General features: G+C 44.3%; 25 protein-coding genes. 10 read left to right on the top strand and 15 right to left on the bottom strand.

Going from position 1 to position 24,951, the window contains the following annotated elements; translation table 11 throughout:
• Positions 1–50 precede the first annotated feature (50 nt).
• A complete protein-coding gene (locus HL061_RS08255; RefSeq protein WP_252962709.1) occupies positions 51–2,081 on the top strand; it encodes an ATP-binding cassette domain-containing protein in 2,031 nt (676 codons plus the stop codon).
• 108 nt (positions 2,082–2,189) lie between these two features.
• Here the strand turns inward: HL061_RS08255 and HL061_RS08250 are convergent, their stop codons facing one another.
• Complete coding sequence (locus tag HL061_RS08250) at positions 2,190–2,552, bottom strand: septal ring lytic transglycosylase RlpA family protein (protein ID WP_058024720.1); 363 nt, start codon at positions 2,550–2,552, stop codon at positions 2,190–2,192.
• A 619-nt stretch (positions 2,553–3,171) separates the two neighbouring features.
• On the bottom strand, positions 3,172–4,266 hold the full coding sequence (locus tag HL061_RS08245) for an IS4 family transposase (RefSeq protein WP_071001282.1): 1,095 nt from the start codon (positions 4,264–4,266) through the stop codon (positions 3,172–3,174).
• Positions 4,267–4,530: 264 nt separating this feature from the next.
• Here HL061_RS08245 and HL061_RS08240 point away from each other — a divergent pair, with 264 nt between their 5' ends.
• The 4 genes from HL061_RS08240 to HL061_RS08225 all read left to right on the top strand — a co-directional run bounded on the left by HL061_RS08240 (position 4,531) and on the right by HL061_RS08225 (position 6,909).
• Positions 4,531–4,830, top strand: coding sequence for a Bor family protein (locus HL061_RS08240; RefSeq protein WP_071002626.1), 300 nt, complete (start codon positions 4,531–4,533; stop codon positions 4,828–4,830).
• 12 nt (positions 4,831–4,842) lie between these two features.
• Positions 4,843–5,136 (top strand): Bor family protein, encoded by a 294-nt coding sequence (locus HL061_RS08235; RefSeq protein WP_071002625.1) that lies wholly within the window; start codon positions 4,843–4,845, stop codon positions 5,134–5,136.
• A gap of 332 nt (positions 5,137–5,468) precedes the next feature.
• Entirely contained in the window at positions 5,469–6,485 is a 1,017-nt protein-coding gene (locus tag HL061_RS08230) for a DnaJ C-terminal domain-containing protein (protein WP_071002624.1), read from the top strand.
• Positions 6,486–6,585: 100 nt separating this feature from the next.
• Positions 6,586–6,909 carry a chaperone modulator CbpM gene (locus HL061_RS08225; protein WP_071002623.1) on the top strand — a complete coding sequence of 108 codons (324 nt, stop codon included), beginning with the start codon at positions 6,586–6,588 and terminating at the stop codon, positions 6,907–6,909.
• Between the two features lie 77 nt (positions 6,910–6,986).
• Here the strand turns inward: HL061_RS08225 and sstT are convergent, their stop codons facing one another.
• The 4 genes from sstT to HL061_RS08205 form a co-directional block, all read right to left on the bottom strand.
• Complete coding sequence (gene sstT, locus HL061_RS08220) at positions 6,987–8,189, bottom strand: serine/threonine transporter SstT (RefSeq protein WP_071002622.1); 1,203 nt, start codon at positions 8,187–8,189, stop codon at positions 6,987–6,989.
• 356 nt (positions 8,190–8,545) lie between these two features.
• Positions 8,546–9,013 (bottom strand): DNA polymerase III subunit chi, encoded by a 468-nt coding sequence (locus HL061_RS08215; RefSeq protein WP_058025860.1) that lies wholly within the window; start codon positions 9,011–9,013, stop codon positions 8,546–8,548.
• Positions 9,014–9,088: 75 nt separating this feature from the next.
• Positions 9,089–10,747 carry a leucyl aminopeptidase gene (locus HL061_RS08210; RefSeq protein ID WP_071002620.1) on the bottom strand — a complete coding sequence of 553 codons (1,659 nt, stop codon included), beginning with the start codon at positions 10,745–10,747 and terminating at the stop codon, positions 9,089–9,091.
• A gap of 180 nt (positions 10,748–10,927) precedes the next feature.
• Positions 10,928–11,545 (bottom strand): cysteine hydrolase family protein, encoded by a 618-nt coding sequence (locus tag HL061_RS08205; RefSeq protein ID WP_071002619.1) that lies wholly within the window; start codon positions 11,543–11,545, stop codon positions 10,928–10,930.
• 484 nt (positions 11,546–12,029) lie between these two features.
• Here HL061_RS08205 and lptF point away from each other — a divergent pair, with 484 nt between their 5' ends.
• Both lptF and lptG read left to right on the top strand, forming a co-directional pair.
• Positions 12,030–13,319: an LPS export ABC transporter permease LptF gene (gene lptF, locus HL061_RS08200; RefSeq protein ID WP_071003725.1), complete on the top strand. Its 1,290-nt coding sequence runs from the start codon at positions 12,030–12,032 to the stop codon at positions 13,317–13,319.
• Entirely contained in the window at positions 13,319–14,527 is a 1,209-nt protein-coding gene (lptG, locus tag HL061_RS08195; protein ID WP_071002618.1) for an LPS export ABC transporter permease LptG, read from the top strand. Before lptF ends, lptG begins: the two co-directional genes overlap by 1 nt.
• Before the next feature lie 90 nt (positions 14,528–14,617).
• Here the strand turns inward: lptG and HL061_RS08190 are convergent, their stop codons facing one another.
• Positions 14,618–15,238, bottom strand: a complete 621-nt coding sequence (locus tag HL061_RS08190) for a methyltransferase (RefSeq protein ID WP_071002617.1) — start codon at positions 15,236–15,238, stop codon at positions 14,618–14,620.
• Positions 15,239–15,443: 205 nt separating this feature from the next.
• Here HL061_RS08190 and HL061_RS08185 point away from each other — a divergent pair, with 205 nt between their 5' ends.
• The gene (locus HL061_RS08185) at positions 15,444–16,151 is read left to right on the top strand and encodes a hypothetical protein (protein WP_227517129.1); all 708 of its coding nucleotides are present in this window, start codon (positions 15,444–15,446) and stop codon (positions 16,149–16,151) included.
• Positions 16,152–16,830: 679 nt separating this feature from the next.
• Here the strand turns inward: HL061_RS08185 and HL061_RS08180 are convergent.
• From HL061_RS08180 to recN, 7 genes are all read right to left on the bottom strand, one after another.
• Positions 16,831–17,169, bottom strand: a complete 339-nt coding sequence (locus HL061_RS08180) for a DUF3817 domain-containing protein (RefSeq protein WP_071002616.1) — start codon at positions 17,167–17,169, stop codon at positions 16,831–16,833.
• A 47-nt stretch (positions 17,170–17,216) separates the two neighbouring features.
• Complete coding sequence (gene xerD / locus HL061_RS08175; protein ID WP_071002615.1) at positions 17,217–18,155, bottom strand: site-specific tyrosine recombinase XerD; 939 nt, start codon at positions 18,153–18,155, stop codon at positions 17,217–17,219.
• Between the two features lie 29 nt (positions 18,156–18,184).
• Entirely contained in the window at positions 18,185–18,511 is a 327-nt protein-coding gene (tusA, locus tag HL061_RS08170) for a sulfurtransferase TusA (protein WP_071002614.1), read from the bottom strand.
• A gap of 57 nt (positions 18,512–18,568) precedes the next feature.
• Positions 18,569–19,072 carry a hypothetical protein gene (locus HL061_RS08165; protein WP_071002613.1) on the bottom strand — a complete coding sequence of 168 codons (504 nt, stop codon included), beginning with the start codon at positions 19,070–19,072 and terminating at the stop codon, positions 18,569–18,571.
• Between the two features lie 85 nt (positions 19,073–19,157).
• On the bottom strand, positions 19,158–19,658 hold the full coding sequence (gene ruvX, locus HL061_RS08160; protein ID WP_071003723.1) for a Holliday junction resolvase RuvX: 501 nt from the start codon (positions 19,656–19,658) through the stop codon (positions 19,158–19,160).
• 126 nt (positions 19,659–19,784) lie between these two features.
• Positions 19,785–20,348 carry a YqgE/AlgH family protein gene (locus HL061_RS08155; protein WP_071002612.1) on the bottom strand — a complete coding sequence of 188 codons (564 nt, stop codon included), beginning with the start codon at positions 20,346–20,348 and terminating at the stop codon, positions 19,785–19,787.
• A gap of 157 nt (positions 20,349–20,505) precedes the next feature.
• Positions 20,506–22,185 carry a DNA repair protein RecN gene (gene recN / locus HL061_RS08150; protein WP_252962708.1) on the bottom strand — a complete coding sequence of 560 codons (1,680 nt, stop codon included), beginning with the start codon at positions 22,183–22,185 and terminating at the stop codon, positions 20,506–20,508.
• Between the two features lie 719 nt (positions 22,186–22,904).
• On the opposite strand from recN, the gene HL061_RS08145 reads away from it, so the two are divergent.
• Complete coding sequence (locus HL061_RS08145) at positions 22,905–23,240, top strand: pyrimidine/purine nucleoside phosphorylase (protein ID WP_058023616.1); 336 nt, start codon at positions 22,905–22,907, stop codon at positions 23,238–23,240.
• A 246-nt stretch (positions 23,241–23,486) separates the two neighbouring features.
• A complete protein-coding gene (gene rlmB, locus HL061_RS08140) occupies positions 23,487–24,257 on the top strand; it encodes a 23S rRNA (guanosine(2251)-2'-O)-methyltransferase RlmB (protein WP_093069689.1) in 771 nt (256 codons plus the stop codon).
• Here the strand turns inward: rlmB and coaE are convergent.
• Positions 24,220–24,906, bottom strand: coding sequence for a dephospho-CoA kinase (coaE, locus tag HL061_RS08135; RefSeq protein WP_252962707.1), 687 nt, complete (start codon positions 24,904–24,906; stop codon positions 24,220–24,222). The genes rlmB and coaE overlap by 38 nt on opposite strands.
• Positions 24,907–24,951: the final 45 nt, after the last annotated feature.

Below are 24,951 nucleotides of genomic sequence, written 5' to 3'. Positions count from 1 at the left end.
GTGTTTCTTATTGCCCTATATTTATATTATTGCTGAGATGAAGAAATTATATGATCGAATTTAAAGACGTTGGTGTTCGCCGTGATGGTCGTGAATTGTTTGCAGGTGCAAGCTTTCAGCTACATCCAGGTCACAAAGTTGGCTTAACAGGCAACAACGGCACCGGCAAATCGACTTTATTTGCCTTATTGTTGACGCAAATGGGCAAGGGCGATACCGAGGTCACGCTCGATAAAGGTGAGGTCAGTATTCCTGATAGCTGGCATGTCGCGCATATGGCGCAGGAAGTCGGAGCCAGTGATCAGACGGCAATTGATTACGTGTTGAGCGGTGATGAGCAGTGGTATGAGATCAATGCAGCGCTCAATGACTTAAGTAGCGTCAGTGATGAGCAAATTGGCGTCTTGCATCAGCAGTTCGATGAAATCGATGGCTACCGTACGCCAACCAAAGCGGCACAAATCATGGCAGGCCTTGGGTTTAACACCAGCCAGCACGAGCTGCCTGTCTCAGGGTTTTCAGGTGGCTGGCGCATGCGCTTAAACCTCGCCAAAACTTTGATGAGCCGCGCTGATCTGATGCTACTCGATGAGCCGACTAACCATTTAGACTTAGACGCCATTCTCTGGCTTGAGACTTGGATCAATGCTTATACTGGACTGGTCATCGTCATCTCGCATGACCAAGCGTTTTTGGATGCTACCGTCGGTCATATCTTGCACGTCGAACAACAAAAAATAACCCTTTATACGGGTAATTATCAACAGTTCATTCGCACCCGTCACGAGCGCATGGCGCAGCAGCAGCAAGCGTTTGAGAAGCAAGAAGCGACCAAGGCACATCTGGATGATTTCATTCGTCGTTTCCGTGCCAAAGCCAGTAAAGCCAAGCAAGCCCAAAGCCGTATCAAACAGCTAGAGCGCATGTCGGAGCTCTCACCAATGATGGCTGATAACCCATTCTCTTTTCGCTTTTATGAACCGGCAAACATGAGCTCACCGCTGATTGAGCTGACCCATGCAGATATTGGCTACAGCGAGACGCCGCTACTGCGTGATGCCAATGTGCAAGTGACGCCGGATACGCGTATTGGCCTATTGGGCATGAATGGCGCAGGTAAATCCACACTTATTAAGGCATTGGTCGGTGAGCTGAAAATTTTGTCAGGTACTTACCGCGTGTCAGACACCCTTAAGCTTGGCTACTTTAATCAGCATCAAATGGATATCTTGGATGCCAAAGCCACGCCGATAGAAATGCTGCGCCGCCTAGCAGGCAAGACCTCTGATGCCGTGTTACGCTCATTTTTGGGCAGCTTTGATTTTCGTGGTGATCGTATCGATACGCCAAGTGAGCTGTTTTCTGGTGGTGAGCGTGCACGCTTGACCTTAGCGTTGATCGTCTGGCAACGTCCCAACGTCCTTGTCCTCGATGAGCCAACCAACCATTTGGACTTACAAATGCGCCAAGCATTGACGATCGCCTTGCAAGGGTTTCAGGGCGCGGTGGTATTGGTGTCGCATGATCGTGAGCTAATTGCCAATGTCTGTGATGAACTGTATCTGGTACATGATGGTCAAATCGATGAGTTTGACGGTGACATCAGTGACTACGGCAAATGGCTGGCAGAAAAGCGTAAGCAAGAAAACGCATCAGACAAAAGTAGCAGTAAGAAGAAAAGCAAGAAAGAGAGCAAAAAATTGGTTTCACGTGAAACAGGCAATAGCCAAGTGACCAATCAAGTGAGCAATACAGCACCTGATAATTCATCAAAAAGTAACACTGCGACCCCAGCGCTTAGTAAAGAAGAACAACGCAAATTAGCCGCTGAACAGCGTAAGCGCACTGCACCTATCCGCCGTGAGATTGAAGAGACAGAAAAAGCACTTGCCAAGATTGAAGGGCAGCTTGCAACGCTTGAGGAAAAGCTGGCTGATACCAAGTTGTACGAAGAAAGCCGTAAGGCGGACTTACTGGTCTTATTGAATGAGCAAACCGCGCTACAGCAGCAGCACAGCGATAACGAAGAAAAATTGCTGCTATCGATGACGACGCTAGAAGAAATGGAAGCGGAATTTTAGTAGCAAGTTATATGAGATTTGGCTGTTAAGCGATTTTCGTCGTAAGTAATCAAACATAAAAAAGGGAGGGCATCAGCCCTCCCTTTTTTTACATCGTTTTTTGCAACATTATTCTTTACGGTATTTACCATCACCGTAGGACAGTACTTTCATTGTGGTCGTACAAAGCTGGCAATCGATTTGACTAGCAGCAGCTTTCGATAAATCAAGAATACGGCCTCGAATATAGGGGCCTCGGTCTGTGATTTTGACCACGACACTTTTTTTTGTTTTTTGGTTGGTCACTTGAACTTTTGTGCCAAACGGTAACGTGCGATGGGCAGCGGTTAGTGAGTTCATGTTAAAGATACTACCACTTGCAGTGCGTTTACCATGAAACTTGCTGCCGTAATAACTGGTATTGGCCGCAAAAACTGTGGTACTCAGTAATAGTGATAACGTGACAACCAAAGACTTAATTAAATATGACATTCATGACCTATAAGCAATTTATGAAATAGACAGCGATGCTTGCCTATGTTGTCATACCCCTATGAGTATGAATAAGGAGGGGATTTTACAAGATATAGATTGTCAAACTATTACAGCCGTGTAAAAAACTCACGAGGTCAAATGCTTGTTTTTTAAGGGAAAAATATCATTTTTGACTAAAAATAATGGAAGAATGAGTACCGAGCATAGGCTTATAGAGAATAATTCTTACTAAGAAGTCGACAAGAGACCAGAAAGTAAATAACAAAATGCAAATAAGTGATATATAAATACGAATACTATCGATATAGTAAGTTTTGACCGCGAAAAGCCTACCGAAAACAGTCTGTTTTATTGTAATAAAAACTTTCTACTTTATTACTAAACTGTAAAAAAAACAAAATTATTGATTGCTTTAGACTGTTTGAGAAAATTGGTCATATCGTATGGCAAGTCGTTAAGAAAAACATGGTGGTTCATGGCTGTTAAAAAACAGCGGTTGGAATATTTCAGTAAATATAAACAACAATCATTGAGTAAAAAAGACGGTCTCATCACTTTTAGTAATCATTAGGCGGCTTTATTTTTGTCTTTATCTTCTCTGCACACGACAAAAAAATCATCCCCACCCGATTTTCATAGGTTTAGGGGTTAAAAAGCTAACTAACTGTCGAAATACAGTCTTATCATTGTTAAAGAACACCAAGTGAAGGCCCTCAATCAACACATCCAGGCCAAGCGCAAACAAACTGGCTTGAGGTCGAGCGTTTGACTTTAACTTGCGCTTTAACGGCTTATCTTTGTCTTTATAAATACCGACATGATAAGCCCAACAAAATGCTAAGGCGTTCACTGCGACTAATTTACTGACCCGATCAAGATGGGTTAAGTGGGTATCTTCAAGATTAAAGCCACGGCCCTTTAGACAAGCAAATAAAGTCTCAATCTCCCAACGCTTAGCATAGCTTGTCATCGCATCCACTGTTTCTAGTTGATTGGTTGCGACAATCACTAAACCATAGTCTTTATCACGCTTGGCAAATACTCGAACCAAACAACCATCGACAGTCAGTATTCGCCCATGTCGATATGTTTCTTGATGGCTAACATGGCGCAATAACTCTTTAATCTGTACCAACTTGCCATGATGATTCTTAACTTTACTGTTCTTCTTAATCCGTATGGCAAAGGGTATGTGATTATTGGTGAGCCAGTTAAACCATTTTTCGCCAACAAACTCTCTGTCTGCTACTATCATCTCAAGGTTATCTTTGCCAAATTGTTTGATAAACCGCTCAATAAGTTCACAGCGTTCAAGATGGTTTGTATTACCTCGCTTATCTAGCATTTGCCAGTATAAGGGGATGGCTATCCCTTTATATACCACCCCTAACATAAAGATGTTGAGGTTACTTTTACCCCATTTCCAGTTGGTGCGGTCAATGGTTAAGGTGACTTCGCCTAGCCCAAATAGTCGATATATCATTAAAGCCAGTTGATCGTAGTCTATCCTCGCTTCGGCAAAAAATCGCTGTAGTCTGCGATAGTGACTGTCGGTCTTGCCACCCTTAGGAAGGTGTCTTGCTGTTTTTTTAAGATTACTGCTTTGAGCAGTAATCAGGGCTATTATCATTAGGCTCAAACAATTGATTCTTGCCTTGTTCATGCTCAGGTTTTGGGTTAAAGTCTCACTAAGTCTGTTAAAGTTTGGCATGGTCTATTCGTCTTAAAAATTACTATTATGCCTTTGCTTTAACAGACTTTTTTGTTTTTTTGTCGTGTGCAGAGCTTTATCTTATATTTTTCAATTTTCGTTACATCAATAAAAGTCAGTGATATAAAGCATTCTAGGAAGTCATCTAGAGCAATATTTACTATAGAGATATATTTCTATAAGTTTTCTTACAAAACAGTTGCATAAATGAGACTTTAAGATTAGAGTTTTCGACCCAACAAATATTAACTAATGGAGTCACGTATGAAAAAAATTGTTGCTGTGGCATTGCTCGCTGTTTTGACACCAGGATGTGCGACGCAAAACTATCTTGTGTCTTCATCGACTGCACCGACAGCCGCTACAAAGGCTGATGCTGATAAAATGCAGACTTTCTTTGTCAGCGGTTTGGGTCAAGAGCAAGACATTGATGCGGCCGAAGTTTGCCAAGGCAAAGAGAATGTGGCTAGTATCCAAACGCAAAGCAACTTTATCAATATTGCGCTAGGTTTTATATCTTCAGGTATCTATACCCCACGCCAAGTCCGTGTTTACTGCAAGTAAGGAATAATGAATATGAAAAAACTACTAACAATGGCAGTGATGGGTTCAGTATTATTGGTATCAGGTTGTGCAACCCAAACAGGTCTTATTCAACCAACTCAAAATACCACTCCAGAATATACTAAGTCACAGACCTTCTTTATTGGTGGTATTGGGCAAGAACAGACTGTAAACGCTGCTGAAGTATGCGGCGGCGCACAAAATGTTGCCAAAGTTCAAACAGTACAAGAAGCCAAAGACATCGCACTAGGTTTGGTCACTTTTGGCATTTATACCCCTCGTACGGCTAAAGTTTTCTGTCGATAAGAAACGCTATCAATACCTCACATCATTTATTTTGACCATTAATTGATCGATGTTGAGCGCTGTATCTTAGAGCCGTTAAAAAAAGAGCAAACAGTCACTGTTTGCTCTTTTTTTTTGTGGTGAGTATTGGTCATCAGTGATGACAGAAATGCTGCAATGAATGGGTAAGATTACTGGTAATATTTTTATAACGGTGTTTATTTTGATTATTGCTATCATAAAGTATGGACTATAAAAAATGACTATACCGAACACTAATATTGATCGATATGATCCATTCTACAGTCGGCATTTCGGTATGACTGATATGTTTTTATGTTGAGGAAAATAACATGGCAGAAAAAAATTACTATGACATTTTAGGGGTCAAGAAAGACGCCACAGACGCCGAGATCAAAAAAAAATACCGTAAGCTTGTGCGTCAATTCCATCCTGATGTCAGTGATGATCCAGACGCGGATAGTAAGATTGCTGAGATTAATAACGCTTATGAAACCATTAGAGATAAAGACAAACGTGCCGAATACGATGCGATGTTGGACAACCCGTTCGCTGGACAAGGTGGTGCAGGCGGGTTTGGTGGTTTTGGCGGTCAGGCGGGAGCGTCGCAAGGCGGTTTTCGCTGGGAGGATATCAAAGGCCAGTTCGGCGATGGCGAAGCATTTGGCGATGGCGGCTTTCGTTTCGATGATATTTTTTCAGCGTTTGGTCGCGGGGCGCGTGGTTCATCCAGTGGTCGCTCTCAAAGCCAAGGGTTTGACCCTTTCGGTGGCGGTTTTGGGACGCAAGATAGTAAAGGTCAGGACCAGCATGCCGAGATTACGGTCGATCTGTCTTCGGTTTATCAAGGGGACAACTATAGCATCAAGTTAAACGTTCCTGTGCGTCAGCCTAATGGCGAGGTGAGCTACGACAACAAAACGCTCAAAATTAAAATTCCAAAAGGCATTACTGATGGCAAGCAAATTCGCTTGAGCGGGCAAGGTGCTGCTGGCAGTAGCAACGGCAAAAATGGTGATTTGTTCTTAAAAGTAAAAATCCGCCATGATGACAATATCCGTATCGAAGGTGCAGACGTTTACCAGACTGTCAATATCGCACCATGGGAAGCCGCATTGGGTGAAAAAATTAATGTCAGCACGCCAGCAGGTACGCTTGGAGTGACCATACCCAAAAACAGTAAATCAGGTAGCAATCTGCGTCTAAAGGGCAAAGGTATCCCTGCCAAGCAAGCGGGCGATTTATACTTGACCTTAAATATCATTAACCCTGATGTCAGTAGCGATGCGGCAAGACAGGCTTATGAGCAGCTCAAGCAAGCCTTTGCCGACACCACTATCAACCGTTAATCCATGCGCTTGATGGTCGACATTCATCATGATAGTCAATAGTGAGTCATCAAGATGAATGCACCAAGGATGAAATAAAGAGAAAACGAGGATAATAGCTATGAAACACTCGCCTGAATTTACCGATATCATTATGAGCTTAGATGAGCTTGTCTCTGCTTGTGGCCAAGAGCGCCAATGGGTCATCGAATTGATTGAAGAAAGTATTATTGAATACGATGTGCCAGAACGTGAGCAATTCACTGGCTATCAGCTGACCACCGTGCGCCGTGCCTCACGACTCAGCCGTGATTTTGATGCCAGCGTGCCTGCCATTGGCTTGATACTTGAGCTGTTAGATGAGGTTGAGCAGCTGCGTCAATTCAAACGTCAGTCTGAGCGCCAAACGCCTATCATAGAGGTTGAGATCGACAGTATAAAGTAGTTAAGACCTAAAAATACCGCACAAAAAAAGGCCTTTATTAGGCCTTTTTTTATCGACAGAAAATGCTTTGCTAAAAATTAACGTGAATAAGTAGGATCAGCTGCTGCGGTAAATAATACATCAGTTGACGAGTTCAGAGCCGTCTCTGCCGAGTCTTGAATCACACCGATGATAAAACCAATGGCAACCACTTGCATGGCGATGTCGTTCGGTATGCTAAATAAGCTCGCTGCCAAAGGAATGAGCAGCAACGAACCACCAGCAACACCAGAAGCACCGCAAGCACTAATCGTCGCCACCAAACTCAATAGAAGCGCTGAAGCAAAAGACACCTCAATGCCCAAGGTGTGAGCGGCAGCAAGGGTTAACACGTTGATGGTAATCGCCGCACCCGCCATGTTGATAGTTGCCCCTAGCGGGATGGTCACTGAGTAAGTATCTTCGTGCAATCCAAGCTTACGCGCTAGGTTCATATTCACAGGAATATTGGCAGCCGAACTGCGCGTAAAGAAGGCTGTAATTCCTGATTCGCGTAGACATCTGAACACAAGTGGATAAGGGTTTTTGCCCGTCTTAACAAACACGATAATAGGGTTTGCGACCAAAGCGATAAACAGCATACAGCTGATCAGTACCATCAAAATACGGGCATAGCCTGCTAGCGAGGCAAAGCCTGTCTCAGCGACCGTACTGGCAACCAGACCCAAAATACCAAAAGGCGCTAGGGCAATAATCCACTTGACCACTTGTGAGATAGCATCAGCAAAGTCACCAACGACATTGCGGGCTGTGTCGCTGGCTTGGCGTAGCGCAAAACCAATGATGATGGCCCATGCCAAGATACCGATATAATTGGCCTCAGCGATGGCATTGACCGGATTGGCAACCAAATTCATCAATAGGTTGGTCAATACTTCTTTTAGGTCGGCGGGGGGAACTTGCGCGATATCGGCGTTGACCAATACCAGATCAGTGGGGAACAAAAAGCTGGCACCAACGGCAGTTAAGGCAGCCAAAAAAGTGCCAAACATATACATGATGAGCACAGGCTTGACATAGACTTCATTGCCACTGCGATGTTGGCTAATCGCCGCCATGACCAAAATGAACACCAGTATAGGCGCTACGGCTTTTAGTGCACCAACAAACAATGTACCAAGTAGCCCTATGGCGATACCGATACTTGGTGCTAGCCAACCGATCAGCACCCCCAACACCAAACCAATAATAATGAGCGGCACCAGCCCGATACGCTGATACACCGCAATCAATGAACGCATTTGTACATCCTCGACATCTGTCAAAAGTAAATGAATTGTTTGAGCAAAAATTTATCGAGGGATGGTAGCATTTTTTGACATATTCGCATACCGCTCATATAGTCAATCAATATTAAAAGTGGTACAAGGCAGACGAGTGCAAGTACTACAGTAGTAGGCTAAACGAGTCTAACGCTGTAACGCTTTAATAGTGGTTCGACTATAGCAGTGGAGGCGACGTATAAAGTGAAAAGTAACAGGTAAAATATAACGAGTGTGCTCAAATGTGGAGCAAGTATAGACGAAGGCAAATTAGCAAAAATGCCTAGGGCGTGTTAAAAGTAGTGACAAGGTAAAGAGAGAAATAAACGGCAGCGCTATACCCTAAAGTGGGTCAACTCATAGCCTAATTGCTGATAGGCTTTATATTTGTGGCGACCTTCTTGGGTACTGGTAGCATCAGGTCGGATCAGCTCAAGGACGCGAGAGGGCTTGGCATTATTGGTCGTAGCCATAAAGCCAGTCACCGGACGTGTCGTTGTATTGAGCACGATACCATTAAAGTCTGCTGGCATATAACTGCCGAGCAATACGGGCGCTAAAGATTTGTCGGCGTCAGAGTCAGCGGCTTTAGAATGAATATCCGACAGGCATTGATGCGGTATAAAGCTCGTGGCATCTTGTGCCCAAAGTGCTCTATCTAGCTCTGCTAGCAACGTTTCATCTTCGATCAAAATCAACAAAGACTGCGTGCTTTTGTTCAGCGCTGTTTGAGTCAACTGACAAATAAAGCCCAAGAAATCTTGGGCTTTACTCTCACTTAATACATAAAAACTGATCTTCATAGAATGGTTTTCATAAAGTATTTGATAAAATAGCATTTATCAATAGACGGTCGTTAATGCACTGCCATTGATCGATTAAGCCATATCCGCGCTGTTTTTCAGGTACTGCATAAATAGCGGTACTGGACGACCAGTTGCAGCTTTGTCTTTACCTGAGTTCCATGCGGTACCAGCAATGTCTAAATGCGCCCATGCCTGACCTTCTTCAATGAAGCGAGACAAGAAGCAAGCGGCAGTCACTGCGCCCGCACCTTTACCACCGATGTTTTGGATATCAGCAATTGGCGAGTCAATCAGTGCTTGATACTCATCATCAAGTGGCATGTGCCAGATAAGATCACCTGATAAGTTGCTCGCATTCTCGAGATCAAATAACACATCTTCATCATTACTAAAGACTGCCGAACGCACATGGCCCAATGCAACCACGCAAGCACCCGTCAATGTGGCGACATCGATGATGGCTTTTGGATTATAGCGCTGTACATAGCATAAAGTATCAGCCAGTACCAAGCGACCTTCGGCATCGGTGTTCAGAATTTCAACAGATTTACCATTCATGGCTTTGACAATATCGCCTGGGCGCGTGGCATCACCTGATGGCATGTTCTCAGCACAGGCGAGCGCACCGACCACGTTGATTGGTAGACGTGCTTCACATAAAGCTTTGATAGTACCAAGTACTGAGGCTGAACCACCCATGTCAAACTTCATCTCATCCATTGCCGCGCCTGGCTTGATTGAGATACCGCCTGAATCAAAGGTCACGCCTTTACCGACCAAGACGATAGGCGCATCATCATTTGTAGCTTGTGCATTATTGTCGCTAGCTTTGCCGGCTTTCTTAGCGGATTTTTTGGTTGGTAGTTTATCAGTGAGCGCTTTTTTTAGACCAGTCACTTTTGCGTTGCTAATCGTTTGCTCGGTGGTGCCAGCGTTTGCACTAAATGAGGATTTACCGCGGTACTCCATGATGACAAGCTGACCTTCTTTGGTAGAACCTTGAGCCACTGATAAGAAACAGTTCATACCCAGCGCTGACATCTCGTCTTCACCGAGTACCTTGACAGTCAATAGGTCAGGATAGGTTTTTGCAAGTTCTTGTGCTTGCTCTGCCATATATGCAGGGAAACAAATATTACCTGGCTCATTGGCGACGTCACGAGTGAGGCTTTGACCGGCGAATACTGCCTCAGCAAATGCGAGTGCAGGCTGTAGTGAGTTATCAGCTAACAGATAAACATCAGTCAATACAGGCGTTGCTTGCTCAGATTTATATTTGTCAAAGCGATAGCTGGCTGCCAATAGGTTTAGGGCAAATTGACCAAAATGGCTTTCTTCTAGCGCATCACCTAAGGCAACGGTAATAGACGATACACGCTTTTGCGTGCTGCTATAGATGGTCTTGGCAATTTTTTGCAGTACGGTATTGCTGAATTTGTCCGTGTTACCAACACCAACCAACAATAGCTGTACAGGGTTTTGTTTGGTGGTTTTTTTATCCCCTGCCAATGCATAATCAGCAACGGTCTCACAGGCTGTGCCCTTAAAATGAGAGACTTCAATCAATTGCTCAATACGAGCGGTATAGTCTGTCAGCATGGAGTTGGCAAGGATGTTTTTCTTATCATCGACCAAGACCACCAGACAAGCGTCGTCTTTACTTTTGGCTTCTTTTTTGAGGATTTTTTGCGTATGCGTCTTTGGCAGGTGCTGAGATAATTTGATATTCATATAGTTATCCTTATTAGAGTTATGAAAATGATGCAATTGCTGGTGCCTGTTAGATTATTGGATTATTTGGCTTGTAGAGCAATCACGATAGTGTAGCATATTGCGATGATGGTGCGCAGTTTGCACCGTTTAGGTAAAATGTCGGAACCGTTTTACTTGATCAGTGGTTAGGGATTCACGCTAACCTTTCACCAACTCATCAGTCGTTACTAACGCACTAAACCTGTCTTGTAGCGCTGCCATCGCGGTGTCATGCATGACCTCAGCACTGATGGTTTTTCTAGTAGCACTTGGGAGATCGCGAGTGGCACAGGCGTCGTGACAGACAAAATTGTCAAAACCCAGATCAAAGGCAGCTCTCACACTGGAACTTACGCACATGTGGCTCATAAAACCTGCAAAAATAATTTGTTGTTTGTTTGCAGACGAGAGTAGTGATTGTAGCTGCGTATCATAAAACGCATTGGGATGGTTTTTGACAATCACGGTTTCACCATCATGCGGCTGTAGCTCTTCGACGATCTCGACGTTAGATGATAAAGGATCAAAGACATTGCCATTTTCTGCACCGTGATGGGTGATGTGAAAGATAGGGACATCTTGCTTGCGGGCTTTATCCAGCAATAGTCGTGCGTTGTCGATGGCCTTAGCGCCTGCTTGACCTAATGGCATGGCACCATTGACATACTCGTTTTGATAATCGATAAATACGAGGGCGCAATTTGACCAATCAAGTGTATCGAACTCACCACCAGCAAGTTCAAGTAAGGTTGCGGGCGTAGATGTGGTATTAGTCATTGGTATTCTCCATCACATTAGATGACATAAAAATAGTTTTATCCGTCAGTCAGTTTAGCAATTAATAACAGAGATAGAGATTCGATGATACGAATGACAAACAAACCTTTCCAAACTAAATAAAAAACGTATTGGAGAAAACCCTGTTAAACCAATTCCATATAAGATTTCATTAACGATTTATCCGATATTTGATATGTTTATCGTCTACCGATAGTAATGCGCTATCAGTAAGGTGTACGTAATGTTTGCAAACACATTTCACAGCCATTTTTAGGCAAAACATGCTAGGATTAGCGGTTATATTTGTCGCTTGTGTTTGTTGAGTAGGACTAATCAGTCACTCAGTAATTGTCAATATTATTTGAACGTATATGATGCCCATGATGCATTGTTATTGTGCTCAAATATGACGATAGACCCCCCAATCCATCATGCGCATACCAACTGTTTAAGAGTACCCATTGTGATATTACGCCGCTATATGACTCGACAAGTTGCCTTGACCACTGCTTTGGTGCTGGGGTTTTTGGTAGTAATGATGCTAGGCGGTCGTTTGATACGTTATTTTGGCATTGCTGCTGAAGGCCGTTTGGATATTAGCCTGCTGTTTACGATCATCGGGTACAACCTGCCGTATTTTCTAGAATTGATATTACCGCTAGCCTTTTTTATCGCGTTGATGCTGGTGTTTGGTCGTTTATATGTCGATCAAGAAATGGCTGTCATCAATGCCAGCGGCGTGTCTCGCGGTAGGCTGGCGCGCCTGATGACACCATTGATATTAGCGTTGTTTGTCGGTGAGGCGGCGCTATCTATTGTAGGCAAACCATGGGGCGTACGCTCATCCGAGGCGGTGTGGCAGCAGCAAGCATTGACCAGTGCGTTTGATCTGATTCGTCCGAATGAGTTTATAAGCAGCGGTAACTACCATCTATACGTGGGTAGTCTCAGCGATGATAAGAAAAAACTACAAGATGTGATATTGATCCAATCTGAACCGACGCCAAAAGGCAATACTGGCAAAAGCGCTGATATGAATAATACGATTGATCAAGAAACCGCTGATCAAATGGGCATCTCTGATATGCCAAAAGATATTATAAATAGAGATGCAAAAGACATCAGTAAAGACACCATCACGCTCGCCAAGCGTGCTGAACAGGTCAATACGGGCAATAGTGGTGTGACCCAGTTGGATTTGTTTCAAGGTCGTCGTTACGAAGTGGGTGCAGGCAGCTTGAAATACAATCAAGTCGCCTTTGACCGTTATCGCATCACCCTCACCGAATCCTCACAAGAGGTCATCACTGAAGACAATATCGAGACCCAACCGATTGGACCTTTATGGCAGGCGGCAACAGGTGATGCACAAGCTGACACCAATAATGCGCTGCGTGCTGCTCAAGGTGAGCTTGGCTACCGTCTGGCACTGCCGTGGCTGATGATTATCGCACCGATGCTGGCTGTACCGCTTGCGCAAGTGCGTCCACGCCAAGGGCGTTGGTTGCGTCTATTTCCCTCTATCTTATTATTTGTCAGCTGTGCGCTAGGCATCATCTCGCTTAAGAACGCAGTGAGCAAAGGCAGTATTAGCGTATGGGCTTACGCATGGCTGGTATTAGGCTTTATGGCACTAGCGCTTTATTTGAATTGGGGTAGCCGTGTGCAACATCGTCTGCGCTTTCGTAAACAAGAAAATAGATTAGCCGCCGCCGCGCCTATCAGCAGTCTGGACAATCAACACAATAGCTCACAAGGAGGGCAGTCTTAATGCGCTCTTTATTTGCTAAGTCTGCAGGGGCTGGTCAGCTGGCCAAAAAACCTGCCAATTTAAAAGTCCTCAGCCGTTATGTCAAACTCAACGCCTTACTTGCTATTATCGCGGCCGTCGTTGGTTTATGGGCGTTACAGCTGGTCTTTTCTTACTTATCAGAGCTCGATTCGTTAGATGACAGTTATACGATGGGGCAGGCACTCAAGTATATCTTTTATCGCTCGCCTTACTTCTTAGAGCAATTCATCCCAACGGGTGCGCTACTCGGTGCCGTCATAGGATTGGGCTTACTTGCTAATAAAAGTGAGCTGGTCGTCATGCGTGCGGCTGGGGTCAGCATCTATCGTATCGTCGGCTGGGTGTTACAACCTGCCTTCATTTTTGTGCTACTGGCATTGGCGATTAATCAGTTCGTGCTACCGCATTCCAATCAATTGGCAAAGCAAATAAACGATGAGGACAACACATCGCTAGTCACTTCGGTGCGCGGCTATTGGACGGTGCAGCCACGCTTTGAAAATGCACAAGATGGCAGCGCGACACCTGATGGCAGTGATATTTTATATATCGATTATGCCGATGTTGCCGGTAATATCGGCGAGGTAAAACGTTGGCATTTAGATAACAACGGTAATCTGCAAACGGCCGTTCATGCTAATGGCGGAAAATATACGGGGCGTGAGCCTATCGATGTGACCAGTGACAAGCCAAGCGAGCAGTATCGCTACGAATGGCAGCTGAACGACATGGTCGAGCTTAGCATTAATCAGGGCTTTGAGAGTAGCCAAGCCGTTTCACCATCAGATACGCTCAGCTTACCATTCGCTCCAGAGTCGGTGTATCTACTGACGCGCAAGGCAGAGGATTTGTCTCTGACGCAACTATACGAGCATCGTCAGTTTATGCAAGAGCAGGGCAAGCGCTCCTTGGATCATGAAGTGGCGTTTTGGCAAAAGCTATTATCACCTTTATCAATATTGTCACTGGTCATTGTTGCTTGCTCATTCGTCTTTGGCTCGCTACGGACGCACAGTTTGGGCTTGCGTATCGTGGTGGCTTTGCTGTTTGGCTTGCTCTTTAGCTATATTCAGGACTTGGTCGGATTTATATCGCTTGCTACAGGATTTTCGCCCATGCTGATGGTGTTATTACCGATTATCGGTAGTGCGCTATTGGGTGGTTATTTGATAAAACGCCAGATGTAGAAAGACAGTTGGTCATACAAAACAAAAAGCACGCTAGATCTATTTTAGCGTGCTTTTTTATGACGATCTTTTATGGTTGGATGCTGAAGACTAATCTTTGGTCGCCATAGTAATCGTATAGGTTTTGCCCTGCTTGATTTTTTCGCTATTACCGAACACTTCGGTAAACGAGCGCTTCATAAACTGACGTAAGCCATTGATCGTCACCACATAAAAACGCCCACCTTGACGCATGCGGGCATAAGCATCGAGGAAATACAGATAATGCTGCTCTTTACCGACTTTGGCAGGCAAGTTTGACATCACAAGGCTAAAGTCTTTGTCGGCTGCCACATGATTAAAGCCATTGGATAAATGCACATCGACGTTTTTTAGACCATTTTTTTCGCAGTTACGGCGCGCATATTCTACCGCCATAAAATCTTTATCAATCAAAGTATGCTGACCGTTTGGACATTCGCGCGCCGCCGTCATGCCAAGCACACCATAGCCACAGCCCAAGTCGATTGAATCATCATCTTCTTGGAAATCTACATAATCAAGCAGCATCAAACTGCCATCATCGAGCTTTTGCGGTGAAAAAATACCCCACGTGGTTGCAAAATCAAACGGCTTACCTAGTACGTCATCCGTAAAATGTATATCTTCGCGCCAGTGTTTGGCTTTTTTGAGGAGGTCGGCAGGGGGACGGTGGTTTGTAGAGTGGCTCATGGGATTCTCAAATAATAGATAGGTAAAAGGTTAATAAGCTATGGCAGGTATTGTAGCGAGAAAAGGGTAGGTTTGCAGCTATGGATTACAAACGTTTTTCAGTCAAACTGCTAAAAAAATATTGATACTATTAAAAGATAAATTATGCTTTTATCAAAATAGGTAAGTGCACAAATCCTACAGCGGTGACTCAAAGGACAATAATGTGACAAATAATCTTAATAAAGATTGGACACCAACATTCGGTACCGTCTATACATGGTTTGCCATGGATAAAAATGGACGGATTGCCGTTCTGGTGAATAACTGCTGGGGTAACCTACCGCAGTCAGTTTTAAATATCCCTAACGCTGAGCTATTGTTAGATGACTTAAATGAATACATGTGGGAGGAGTCAAAAACATATACGAACTATCCGCAGGATAAAGCGGGAGAGCTAATAGTGGATCTATATTCTTATTGGAGTAATAAGGATAGGTACCGCAAAAAAGTTTCGATAAGCACTGTCGGTAAAATTGGAAAATGGCATGGATACATTATTGACTTGTACTGCTTTTTCGAAAACAAAATGATGAGTCGCAATAAGATTACTAAAGAATTAACTGCTGAGCTTAAGCGAATAAAAAATTACAGTGATGCGAATTTATCGGTAAATAAAGGTTGCTTTTTATATTTTGCAGTAGACGGGTACAATGAAGGTGATGACTATCCAGTAGGCTATGAGGGTGCGACCAAAATGGGCGATTATTACCGTTATCTTGTACCTACAATCTACGCATCTATTGAGGATTTTCCACAAGCGCTTTGGCACGGTATAGCCGTTTCAGACACCCTAGACTTTACCAAAGATAGAGTCCTTGATAATAATAAGATCAATACCTATTTTACTAGGAATTATCAAATCACTAACTAACTCATAACCCTTATTATGCGCTTAATGATAGTAATCCGAAGGCGACCAGTTTGTTATCGACCAAACCCAGACTGATACCATTATCAGTACTATAGTCGGTTCACTATAAAATCGATACAATAAGATTAAACGCTATTTTTCGCAGCCTCTGGAGACATAGTCACAGCAAGCAAGAAAAATAGCGTTTAATCAAATGAATTTATTATCCTGTATCGTTTTTATTTAGACTTAACTATAACAGTACTTCCATTATAGTTTCTTAATAATAAGCTTTCTGAATAATTAATTTTATGAATGTTGAGAGATGTGAAAATAATTTTTTGGTCTATAGGCGTATATTCAAAAGGCTCTCTGTAGTAATGAATCTTTTGATGGTCAAAAGTAAAACCTATCACTACACTGTTTAGAAGATAAAATTGTAAAACACCATAAGAGTATATTTCGTAATTTTTACCTTTCTGTGGCTCATATTCTATAGGCTCGCCAAAAATATTTATAACCTTACTCTTATTCGCTTTTAACGCTAAACCATTGAATTTTTTTTGTTACTAAGAATTCTTCAATATTTTGAAGCGATACTGTCACTACTCAACCTCATTGATCGCTTACTACACACAACGTCTACAAACTTGCTATTACCACATACGGATAAATTTCCGTAAATAAAATAATTTCTAGACTACTCCCCCAAACGTTTCTTTAACACATGATCAAACACAAACGGCCCAAAGGGTAAAAACGAGCCAAGCACACCAGCAGGGAGCGCCCACAGCGGCATTTTGATTTTATGTGCCGTGATAAAGAGCACCACAATATAAGCGATGAACAACACTCCATGCACAGGCCCGACGTAGCCCACCATTTCAGGCATATTCAGCATATATTTGAGTGGCATGGCGATACCCAGTAGCAGCAAAAAAGACGTGCCTTCCAAATAACCCATCACGGTCAGTTTTTTTAGCGCAAATGCTTGTGCGTTAGTGAGAGTGGGCTTGGATGATGGTTGAGATTGCGGCACAGTATGATCCTTTGCTGATGAGTCAATATATAAATTAAGCGCTCGCGCTAACCACGTGGATGATGCACCGCATGCAATTGCTGCAATCTTGCCGTCGCTACATGGGTATAAATCTGTGTGGTAGACAAATCACTATGACCAAGCAATAGCTGTACACTACGCAGATCGGCGCCATGATTGAGCAAATGCGTGGCAAAGGCATGGCGCAGCGTATGCGGTGATAGTTCCTTGTCGATACTGGCTACTTTGGCGTAACGCTTGATAAGATACCAAAAGTTCTGCCGCGTCATATAGCCGCCTTGCGCGGTCAAAAACACTGCTTGGCAATTGCCAGATTTTAGATGGGCAATCAGATCGCCGCGCCCATGAGACAGATAATCTTCTAGCGCATCGCTGGCGTATTCACCGAGTGGCACCAGTCGGGTTTTATTGCCTTTACCTGTGATTTGTAGCCAGCCTGCGTTTAGATTGACTTGTTCAAGTGACAGATTAATCAGCTCACTGACGCGCAAACCGCAGGCATAGAGCACTTCTAGCATCGCTTTGTCACGCAATCCAAGCGCCGTACTGGTATCAGGTGCGGCAAGGAGATTATCGACATCAGCCTCGGCCAAATCCTTTGGTAACGGGCGTCCAAGCTTTGGGCTTTTGATACGCTCGCAGGGATTGTCTTCGCGCAGATTGCTCGCTATCATCCATAAATAGAACTGACGCAGACTTGAGAGCATACGCGCTTGGGTGCGTGGGGTTTTACCATCTTGGGCAAGCAGCGAAAGGCAGTGCAGCACATCATCAGGCTGCCAGCGGGTCAGGGCGAGTGGGTTGGTCAACTCACAAGAACGCAAGTCGCGCACATACGCATTACGGGTACGCGTCGCCAAACCACGTGCTAGCATGGCTTGACGAAACTCAGTCATATAAGACGGTTCATCATCGACTGCCAGCGCTTTGGGCTGACGCTGTTGTACGGCGCGGTCACGACTCATAAGATGCTCGGATATAGGTCAGATATAAGTTAACCACTTTTTTTCTTCACCACATAACGATACAGCGTCGCGCTTGCTGGCATGGTGTCATCGCCATCAATAGTGATTTCATCAGGGTCAGCGTCTAGGTTGATGTTTTCTGCCAGTGTTTCTTGAGTCATCAGCTCATGACCCAGATGACGACAGAAATTTGGAATGTCGCGAGTGGTAGCAGGGTCAGTGGCCAGTATCTCAATCACCTCACCGCTATCTGCTTTTCGGATGACTCGGTGCAGCATCATCACAGGCTCAGGACAGATCAGCCCCTGCGTGTCTAGATGATGGTCGATGGTCGTATCTGGTATAGAAGTAGTCATAGTCATTATCGTAAAGCTAAGTAGGTAGGTTAAAGAATGGATCGTTTGTTTAATCACTTACTGAGGTGTACTGTCTAGATCGTCTACGGCTGTTGTCTCTTTGTCAGTATTTGCCACGTCTAAGAAGTTAAAAAAGCGCTTAAAACTGACTTTGAATAAAAATGCCACACCCAACCAACAGGACAGTCCTAACCATGCCGTATCAGCAAATAATAAGCCACCGATCAATATGATGGTCGATACGCCAATACTCATGGCAATCATCGAGGGTTGGTTTAAGCGATAACGATAAACCACAAAAGCATCATAAAGCGTAATGGGAATGGTCAATGCAACCAAGGCATAGGGCAGATTGTAAAACAGTTGATACAGTAGTTGATTATCATGAAATGTCTTGATACTGGCAATAGTACCAAAGACCGTAAATGCGAAAATAGCAGCATAAATCAGGTAAATCGCTATCTGATTTGCACGCTGCGCGCCTCTAATACGAGCAATAGCAAGCGGAGCAAAACCAGATTGCGACTTAGTATGCAAGTCTTGGTCTAGGGCAGTGGTCATAGTAATCAGTCATTTATCTGTGAGTAGGTACGATGTAGCAAAATGGTGCGACAGAAATAACAGTTTCTTCTACCTATCTGCCTAATTAGTCTGCTTTGACCGCATCAATAGCGATACTACTATTTGGATCCGCAAAGTAAGTCGACATCAGGATACAAGCAGAGATATCATCAATCGGATCACGTTCATGCTTGATCCAGCCGTTGTCCCATGCGATTTCTCTTGCTTCGATAGAGGTTAAACGCTCATCACATAATGATACGGTCACTGGCAGATGCTGCTCCATAATTCTATGCGCCAGCCGCCGCGCGAATTTATGTGCGCGTTTTGAGAGCATGGAGCTGCTACCATCCATATTAAGTGGCAGGCCGACCACGACTTGTGCCACGCCCCAGACTTTGATAATACCGATGAGGTTGTCCCAGTCGGGCTGACCATTATTCATCGCCAAGATGTCAAAAGCGCGTGCGGTTTGGGTCAAGCTATTACCGAGTGCCATGCCCATTTTTTTGACACCATAATCTAGCGCCAAAATAAGATGCGGTTTGATCTTTGGTTCAATGGCATCAATCTCAATGTCACTCATATTGCCACTAACCTTGCCATTAGTGTCAATGTCATCATCAATGGTATCTTCATCATTTGCTATAAAAGGGCTATATACCATATTAAAGGCTATCCTTTTTTATCTGTATTCATAGAGCATGTGCTATTAAGCATGACCGATGTCACTGCTAAGATAGTCAAAGTTGACGCCGATTTTGTCAGCGGCGATTTGCCAGCGCTCTTCGAACGGCGTATCAAACAATAAAGTCAGATCGGCAGGGCAGACGAGCCAATCACCATTACCCAGTTCTTGGTCTAACTGTTTTTTGCCCCAGCTGGCATGACCCAAGCACAGTTGATAGTGACCGACACCTTGACCTGCCGCGATACGCTTTAGAATATCTTGGCTGGTGGTGATGCAGACATTCTCTGAAATCGCAAAAGAAGACGCCCATTCAGGCTGACCTGTATGCAGCACAAAGCCCACCTCAGGATACATAGGGCCACCTTCTAACGCCACATCTTCCATCACTTGCGGATTAGTCACTTCAATATCTAAATCTTCTAGCAGTTTACCCACTCGCGCCTGCTCTAACGGACGATTGACCATTAGACCTAGCGCACCATGCTTATCATGGCGGCAGATATAAATGAGCGCCTGCTCAAACCTTGGGTCTGACAGCTCTGGCGCCGCAATTAAGAAGTGATGGGTCAAATTGGTATTAGGCATAGAAACAAACACAACCGAATAGTAAGGGTGAGAGACCACTATATGGTGATAACCAGTAGAAAAGCAAGATTCACTCCAACTGCTATTGATAGCCACAAAGATTTAACAAGTACTTTTTTGATGAATCGTGCTGGATGATTTAACGACAATTAATGTGTCATTTGACATCAGACAGCAAGCTACGAGCATGATCGCGAGTCACATCAGTGATCGTAACGCCACCAGACATACGCGCCAGCTCATCTACTTGCGCGCTGCCTGTCAGTATTATCAGTTCACTTTCGGTCTGTTCTTGATGGTGCTTTTGTACCAAGATATGTTGGTGCGCTTGCGCCGCGACTTGTGCTTGGTGAGTGATCGCGAGCAATTGCTGCGTTTGCCCAAGCGCGCGTAGTAGCTCGCCGACCACCTGCGCCGTACCGCCGCTGATACCGACATCGACTTCATCGAATACGAGCATGGGTTTGGCAGCGTTGTTATCAGCGTTGGTTGCTTGCAAGACTTGCATGACCAGCGCCATTCGTGACAGCTCACCACCTGAGGCGATTTTATGCAGTGGCTGCATGGGCATACCGACATTGGCACTGAACAATAAATCAATATCGTAGCAGCCATGTGCATTGTACTGGCTAGGCTCTGTCTTTTTGGTAAAAACGAACTCGCAGCGCGCATTGGGTAAGGCAAGCGGTTGTAGTTGTTCTATAAGCTGTTTACTAATGGTTGGTGCCGCTTTTGTACGCTCTTGATTTAGCTGTGTGGCCAGTGCTAGATAATCCTGCCAAGCTTGCTCAATTTGCTCGGCCATCGCATCACTGCTCGGCTCGTTTTCTAACTGTTCTAATTGCTCTTGCCAAGCTTTTGCTTCATCAATCAAATCGCTCGCTGGCAAGTTGTACTTACGTGATAAGCGATGACCTAAACTGATGAGATTGTCTAATGCTTGTAAGCGCTCAGGGTCGGGCAGTTGCTGCTCGGCATAATCTGACAGTAGCACCGTCACCTCGGTGATTTGTTGCTGCGCCAAATGCAGCTGCTCAGAGGCTTGCTCAAAGGTTTGGCTGACACCAACTTGATGATCGCAAAGTTTGATTACTTGCCCGAGCAAGGTCATTACATCTGGCTCATCGGTATCATTGTCGAGCAGATGCAGGCCATGACTGGCTTCCATCATCAAAGCTTCAATATTAGAGAGCTCCTCGTGCTCAGATTCAACTTCTGCATAGTCCACAGCCAATAGAGGGGTGATGTCTGCCAGTTGGCTTTGTAAAAGTTGAATACGGTCTTGACGCTGAGCCTCGCGACTTGCAATATCATCAGCGCGACGCTTTAGCTGCTGATACTGCTGATAGCTACTGGCTGTCTGACGCGTGAGTGGCGTTATTTGTGCCATCTCATCGAGCCAATTCACCACAAACTGCGGCTTAAGTAAGGCTTGCTGAGCATGTTGGCTATGAATATTGACCAGTAATGCGCCCAAGCTTTTTAGCTCAGCCAAACTGGCAGGCGAACCATTCAGCCATGCTTTTGAGCGACCAGTATTGCTCAGCTGCCGCCGAATAAGTACTTCAGGCTCGTCTAGCGCCCGATCATTCTTGGCAAACCATTCGGCAATGACGCTGTTGTTGTGTACATCAAACTGAGCATAAATCTCTGCGTTGTCTGCGCCATGTCTGACCATCGCGCTGTCTGCGCGTGCACCTACACACAAGGATAGTGCATCCAGCAATAACGACTTGCCAGCCCCTGTTTCACCAGTGATGACATTGAAGCCTTCAGCGACACTCAGCTCATGCTGAGCGATCAACGCAAACTGATGTAAAGTTAATGATACTAGCATCAACGCCTCTCATGACAGACAATGAACTTCATATAAATCTTAAGAAGCCATCTATAAAATAAGATAAATAAAGCAATGAATTTATCTATTTAACGACACTAAATAGATAAATATTGTAGGCAAACAGTATGGTGCTAAATGTGCTCAAATACAAACATTAAGGGAGTGTATAATCGAATTTGTGATTGGAAGATTACCACAAAATTATCAAGAACTGGCAATGAGTAATCGCTGTAATATCAATCATTAAGAGGGTTGATTATAGCAAAATTATGTCTATATACTAAGCGCGATTTCGGACAAAATTCATAAAAATAGACCCAGTATAATGATGTGTTAATGGCATAAAAGCAGATAAATAAGTCTATCTAAGCTTAGCATCAAACAGTATTTTCCTAGTCGCTTTAACAAACTTTATAGAGATAATGTGGTAGCATAATCTCACATAATGATAAAATCTTCTTGTTATATTGATGACATACGGTGCATGATAACGAGTCATGATTTTGTAAAATTACAGGCGTATAGTGAGAAGAGTATGCCAATCAGTCATTATTCCAAAGCGTTTTCATAGAACCTGTGGCTACTCTTAGCACGCAGATATCTAGTAGAGAAGGATACCGCACTCAGTGCAGAGAGGTGTGTTGATGACGCGGCTCTAGCGGTAACCAGTTACTTATTTTTTAGTTTTACCATAATTATTTGATAAGGAAGCCACTATGACAGCGGCGCAATTTACTAACGTAACAGTTAATGCCCAAGCGACAGTATCTTATGATGGTCGCTGTTCCAGCCATACCATTATGTTTGAAGACGGTCGTCACAAAACCTTGGGTGTGATCTTACCTTGTGATAACTTGGTCGAGCATTATCACTTTAGCACCAATACATCCGAGCGTATCGAAATCACCGGCGGCGAGTGTGAAGTGAAAATTAATGGTGATGACGAGTTTAGCTACTACCGTGCTGGTCAATCGTTTGTTGTCGAAGGCAATAGCGGTTTCAATCTACGTACCGAAGAAATCGTCCAGTATGTCTGCCATTTAGAAGGTTGATATTATCAACAATGCGATTAAGTTAACATTGGCTGCAATTAAGCTAGCATCATCAGTGAACAGCTAACGCCATCAAATATTAATGACCAAACAATAAACAATATCAGATTGGTATTGTTTATTTCTGTTTTTAGTGCTGACTTAATCGCTCCCTCATTGCCAACGAGTTGCAGTGCTCAATGCCAATGACATTCTTCTTATTCCATCGCTTAGCGCGATATCCACCTAATACTTAATAGGCCTGTTATGGCAAAACCCATTTATTTTTACGGCATTCATGCCATTGATGCGTTACTTAAACACCGCCCTTTGGATGGTCTTAGCTTGTTTGTGCAACAGGGACGCGAGAGTGACAGCCATGTACAAGCCATTATGGCTGAGGCGGAAGCTAATGGTATCAGTATCCAGCCGACCCAAAAAGATAAGCTGACACAGCTATGTGGTAGCCCGCAGCATCAAGGCGTGGTACTCAATGCTCGTCCGCTAGGTTTTGCTGATGAAGGTCTGCTTGATACCATTATTGGTCGCGAACAGTGCTTATTGTTAGTGCTAGATCAAATCACAGACGCACATAACTTTGGCGCTTGCTTGCGCACAGCCGTAGCAATGGGTGTGGACGCCGTGGTTTGTCCGAAGCACCATGCAGCAAGCCTGACGCCCACAGTCGCTAAAGTATCTGTTGGGGCCGCAGAGATGATGCCGATTATTAGTGTCACCAATTTGGCACGTACACTTTCGCACATCAAAAACGCAGGAGTATTTGTGTTTGGTACGGCGCTCAATGCCGATGCGAAGCCTATCCATGCCGCTGATCTGACTGGCAAAACAGCCATCATTATGGGGTCAGAAGGAGAGGGGATGCGCCGCCTGACAATGGAGAGCTGCGATGAGCTGGTTTATATTCCGATGTCAGGAAACGAGCATGGCAACCTACAAAGCTTAAACGTAAGCGTCGCTACTGGTATGGCACTGTATGAGGTTAATCGCCAGCGAACTTTAGCTGCTGGGCAAGCTTAAGGTACTCTTGGTGTAGGGGTTCTAGCTGTAAGTATAGAGAGGCAAGGTCGCTCTCGTTAAGTATGATATCGTCTGCATGACGATTGCGCTCTTCACGACTAAGCTGGTTGGTCATAATGGCTTTGATTTTTTGAATACTTTGATCATCACGCTGACTGGCACGCGCAAGCTGCGTGTCTTCGGTGGCATCCATCACAAGGATACGTTGGCATAAATTGGCAAGACCCGCTTCTGCTCCCTCAATGAGTAGGGGTGCGGACAATACCACATAAGCTGAGGTGCTAGACTCTAACTGTGCTTTGGCTGTCTCACGTATCGCTGGATGCGTGATCGCCTCAAGCTCAATAAGCGCTTCAGGGTTTGCAAATACGTGCGTGCGTACAGCGGCCCTATCCATTGACCCATCATCATTTAATACCCAATCGCCAAACCGTTTTTGGATTTTGCGCAGAGTATCGCTGCCTTTAGTAACGATCTCATGAGCGATCACATCGGCATCGATAATATCAATCCCTTGCTCAGAAAACCAAGCACTAGCAGCGGATTTGCCACTACCGATCCCGCCTGTTAAACCAACGACGAGCGTCTTGTTTTTTGTCTGTAGTTTCTGTGGTTGACGCGAATAAGATTGTGCGGCTTTATTTGACATAATGATGGCTTATTTGACAGAGGTAGTAAAAGCAGTGACTAATGA

This window comes from Psychrobacter sp. PSP, assembly GCF_024085615.1.
GTDB classification, from domain to species: Bacteria; Pseudomonadota; Gammaproteobacteria; order Pseudomonadales; family Moraxellaceae; genus Psychrobacter; species Psychrobacter pacificensis.
The sequence above is the reverse complement of the archived record's forward strand: the minus strand, read 5'-3'. Positions and strand labels throughout refer to the sequence as shown.

What these genes read in the sequence shown, in the direction of transcription:
- HL061_RS08245 (WP_071001282.1), bottom strand. Translation starts at nt 4,266, where the DNA reads ATGCCAAACTTTAACAGACTTAGTGAGACTTTAACCCAAAACCTGAGC.
- ruvX (WP_071003723.1), bottom strand. Translation starts at nt 19,658, where the DNA reads ATGAGTGACATTGAGATTGATGCCATTGAACCAAAGATCAAACCGCAT.
- sstT (WP_071002622.1), bottom strand. Translation starts at nt 8,189, where the DNA reads ATGCGTTCATTGATTGCGGTGTATCAGCGTATCGGGCTGGTGCCGCTC.
- xerD (WP_071002615.1), bottom strand. Translation starts at nt 18,155, where the DNA reads ATGAGTCGTGACCGCGCCGTACAACAGCGTCAGCCCAAAGCGCTGGCA.
- tusA (WP_071002614.1), bottom strand. Translation starts at nt 18,511, where the DNA reads ATGACTACTTCTATACCAGATACGACCATCGACCATCATCTAGACACG.
- HL061_RS08215 (WP_058025860.1), bottom strand. Translation starts at nt 9,013, where the DNA reads ATGAAGATCAGTTTTTATGTATTAAGTGAGAGTAAAGCCCAAGATTTC.
- HL061_RS08240 (WP_071002626.1), top strand. Translation starts at nt 4,531, where the DNA reads ATGAAAAAAATTGTTGCTGTGGCATTGCTCGCTGTTTTGACACCAGGA.
- HL061_RS08250 (WP_058024720.1), bottom strand. Translation starts at nt 2,552, where the DNA reads ATGTCATATTTAATTAAGTCTTTGGTTGTCACGTTATCACTATTACTG.
- rlmB (WP_093069689.1), top strand. Translation starts at nt 23,487, where the DNA reads ATGGCAAAACCCATTTATTTTTACGGCATTCATGCCATTGATGCGTTA.
- HL061_RS08155 (WP_071002612.1), bottom strand. Translation starts at nt 20,348, where the DNA reads ATGCCTAATACCAATTTGACCCATCACTTCTTAATTGCGGCGCCAGAG.
- coaE (WP_252962707.1), bottom strand. Translation starts at nt 24,906, where the DNA reads ATGTCAAATAAAGCCGCACAATCTTATTCGCGTCAACCACAGAAACTA.
- HL061_RS08190 (WP_071002617.1), bottom strand. Translation starts at nt 15,238, where the DNA reads ATGAGCCACTCTACAAACCACCGTCCCCCTGCCGACCTCCTCAAAAAA.
- recN (WP_252962708.1), bottom strand. Translation starts at nt 22,185, where the DNA reads ATGCTAGTATCATTAACTTTACATCAGTTTGCGTTGATCGCTCAGCAT.
- HL061_RS08235 (WP_071002625.1), top strand. Translation starts at nt 4,843, where the DNA reads ATGAAAAAACTACTAACAATGGCAGTGATGGGTTCAGTATTATTGGTA.
- HL061_RS08210 (WP_071002620.1), bottom strand. Translation starts at nt 10,747, where the DNA reads ATGAATATCAAATTATCTCAGCACCTGCCAAAGACGCATACGCAAAAA.
- HL061_RS08255 (WP_252962709.1), top strand. Translation starts at nt 51, where the DNA reads ATGATCGAATTTAAAGACGTTGGTGTTCGCCGTGATGGTCGTGAATTG.
- HL061_RS08205 (WP_071002619.1), bottom strand. Translation starts at nt 11,545, where the DNA reads ATGACTAATACCACATCTACGCCCGCAACCTTACTTGAACTTGCTGGT.
- HL061_RS08225 (WP_071002623.1), top strand. Translation starts at nt 6,586, where the DNA reads ATGAAACACTCGCCTGAATTTACCGATATCATTATGAGCTTAGATGAG.
- HL061_RS08230 (WP_071002624.1), top strand. Translation starts at nt 5,469, where the DNA reads ATGGCAGAAAAAAATTACTATGACATTTTAGGGGTCAAGAAAGACGCC.
- HL061_RS08145 (WP_058023616.1), top strand. Translation starts at nt 22,905, where the DNA reads ATGACAGCGGCGCAATTTACTAACGTAACAGTTAATGCCCAAGCGACA.
- HL061_RS08165 (WP_071002613.1), bottom strand. Translation starts at nt 19,072, where the DNA reads ATGACCACTGCCCTAGACCAAGACTTGCATACTAAGTCGCAATCTGGT.
- lptF (WP_071003725.1), top strand. Translation starts at nt 12,030, where the DNA reads ATGACTCGACAAGTTGCCTTGACCACTGCTTTGGTGCTGGGGTTTTTG.
- lptG (WP_071002618.1), top strand. Translation starts at nt 13,319, where the DNA reads ATGCGCTCTTTATTTGCTAAGTCTGCAGGGGCTGGTCAGCTGGCCAAA.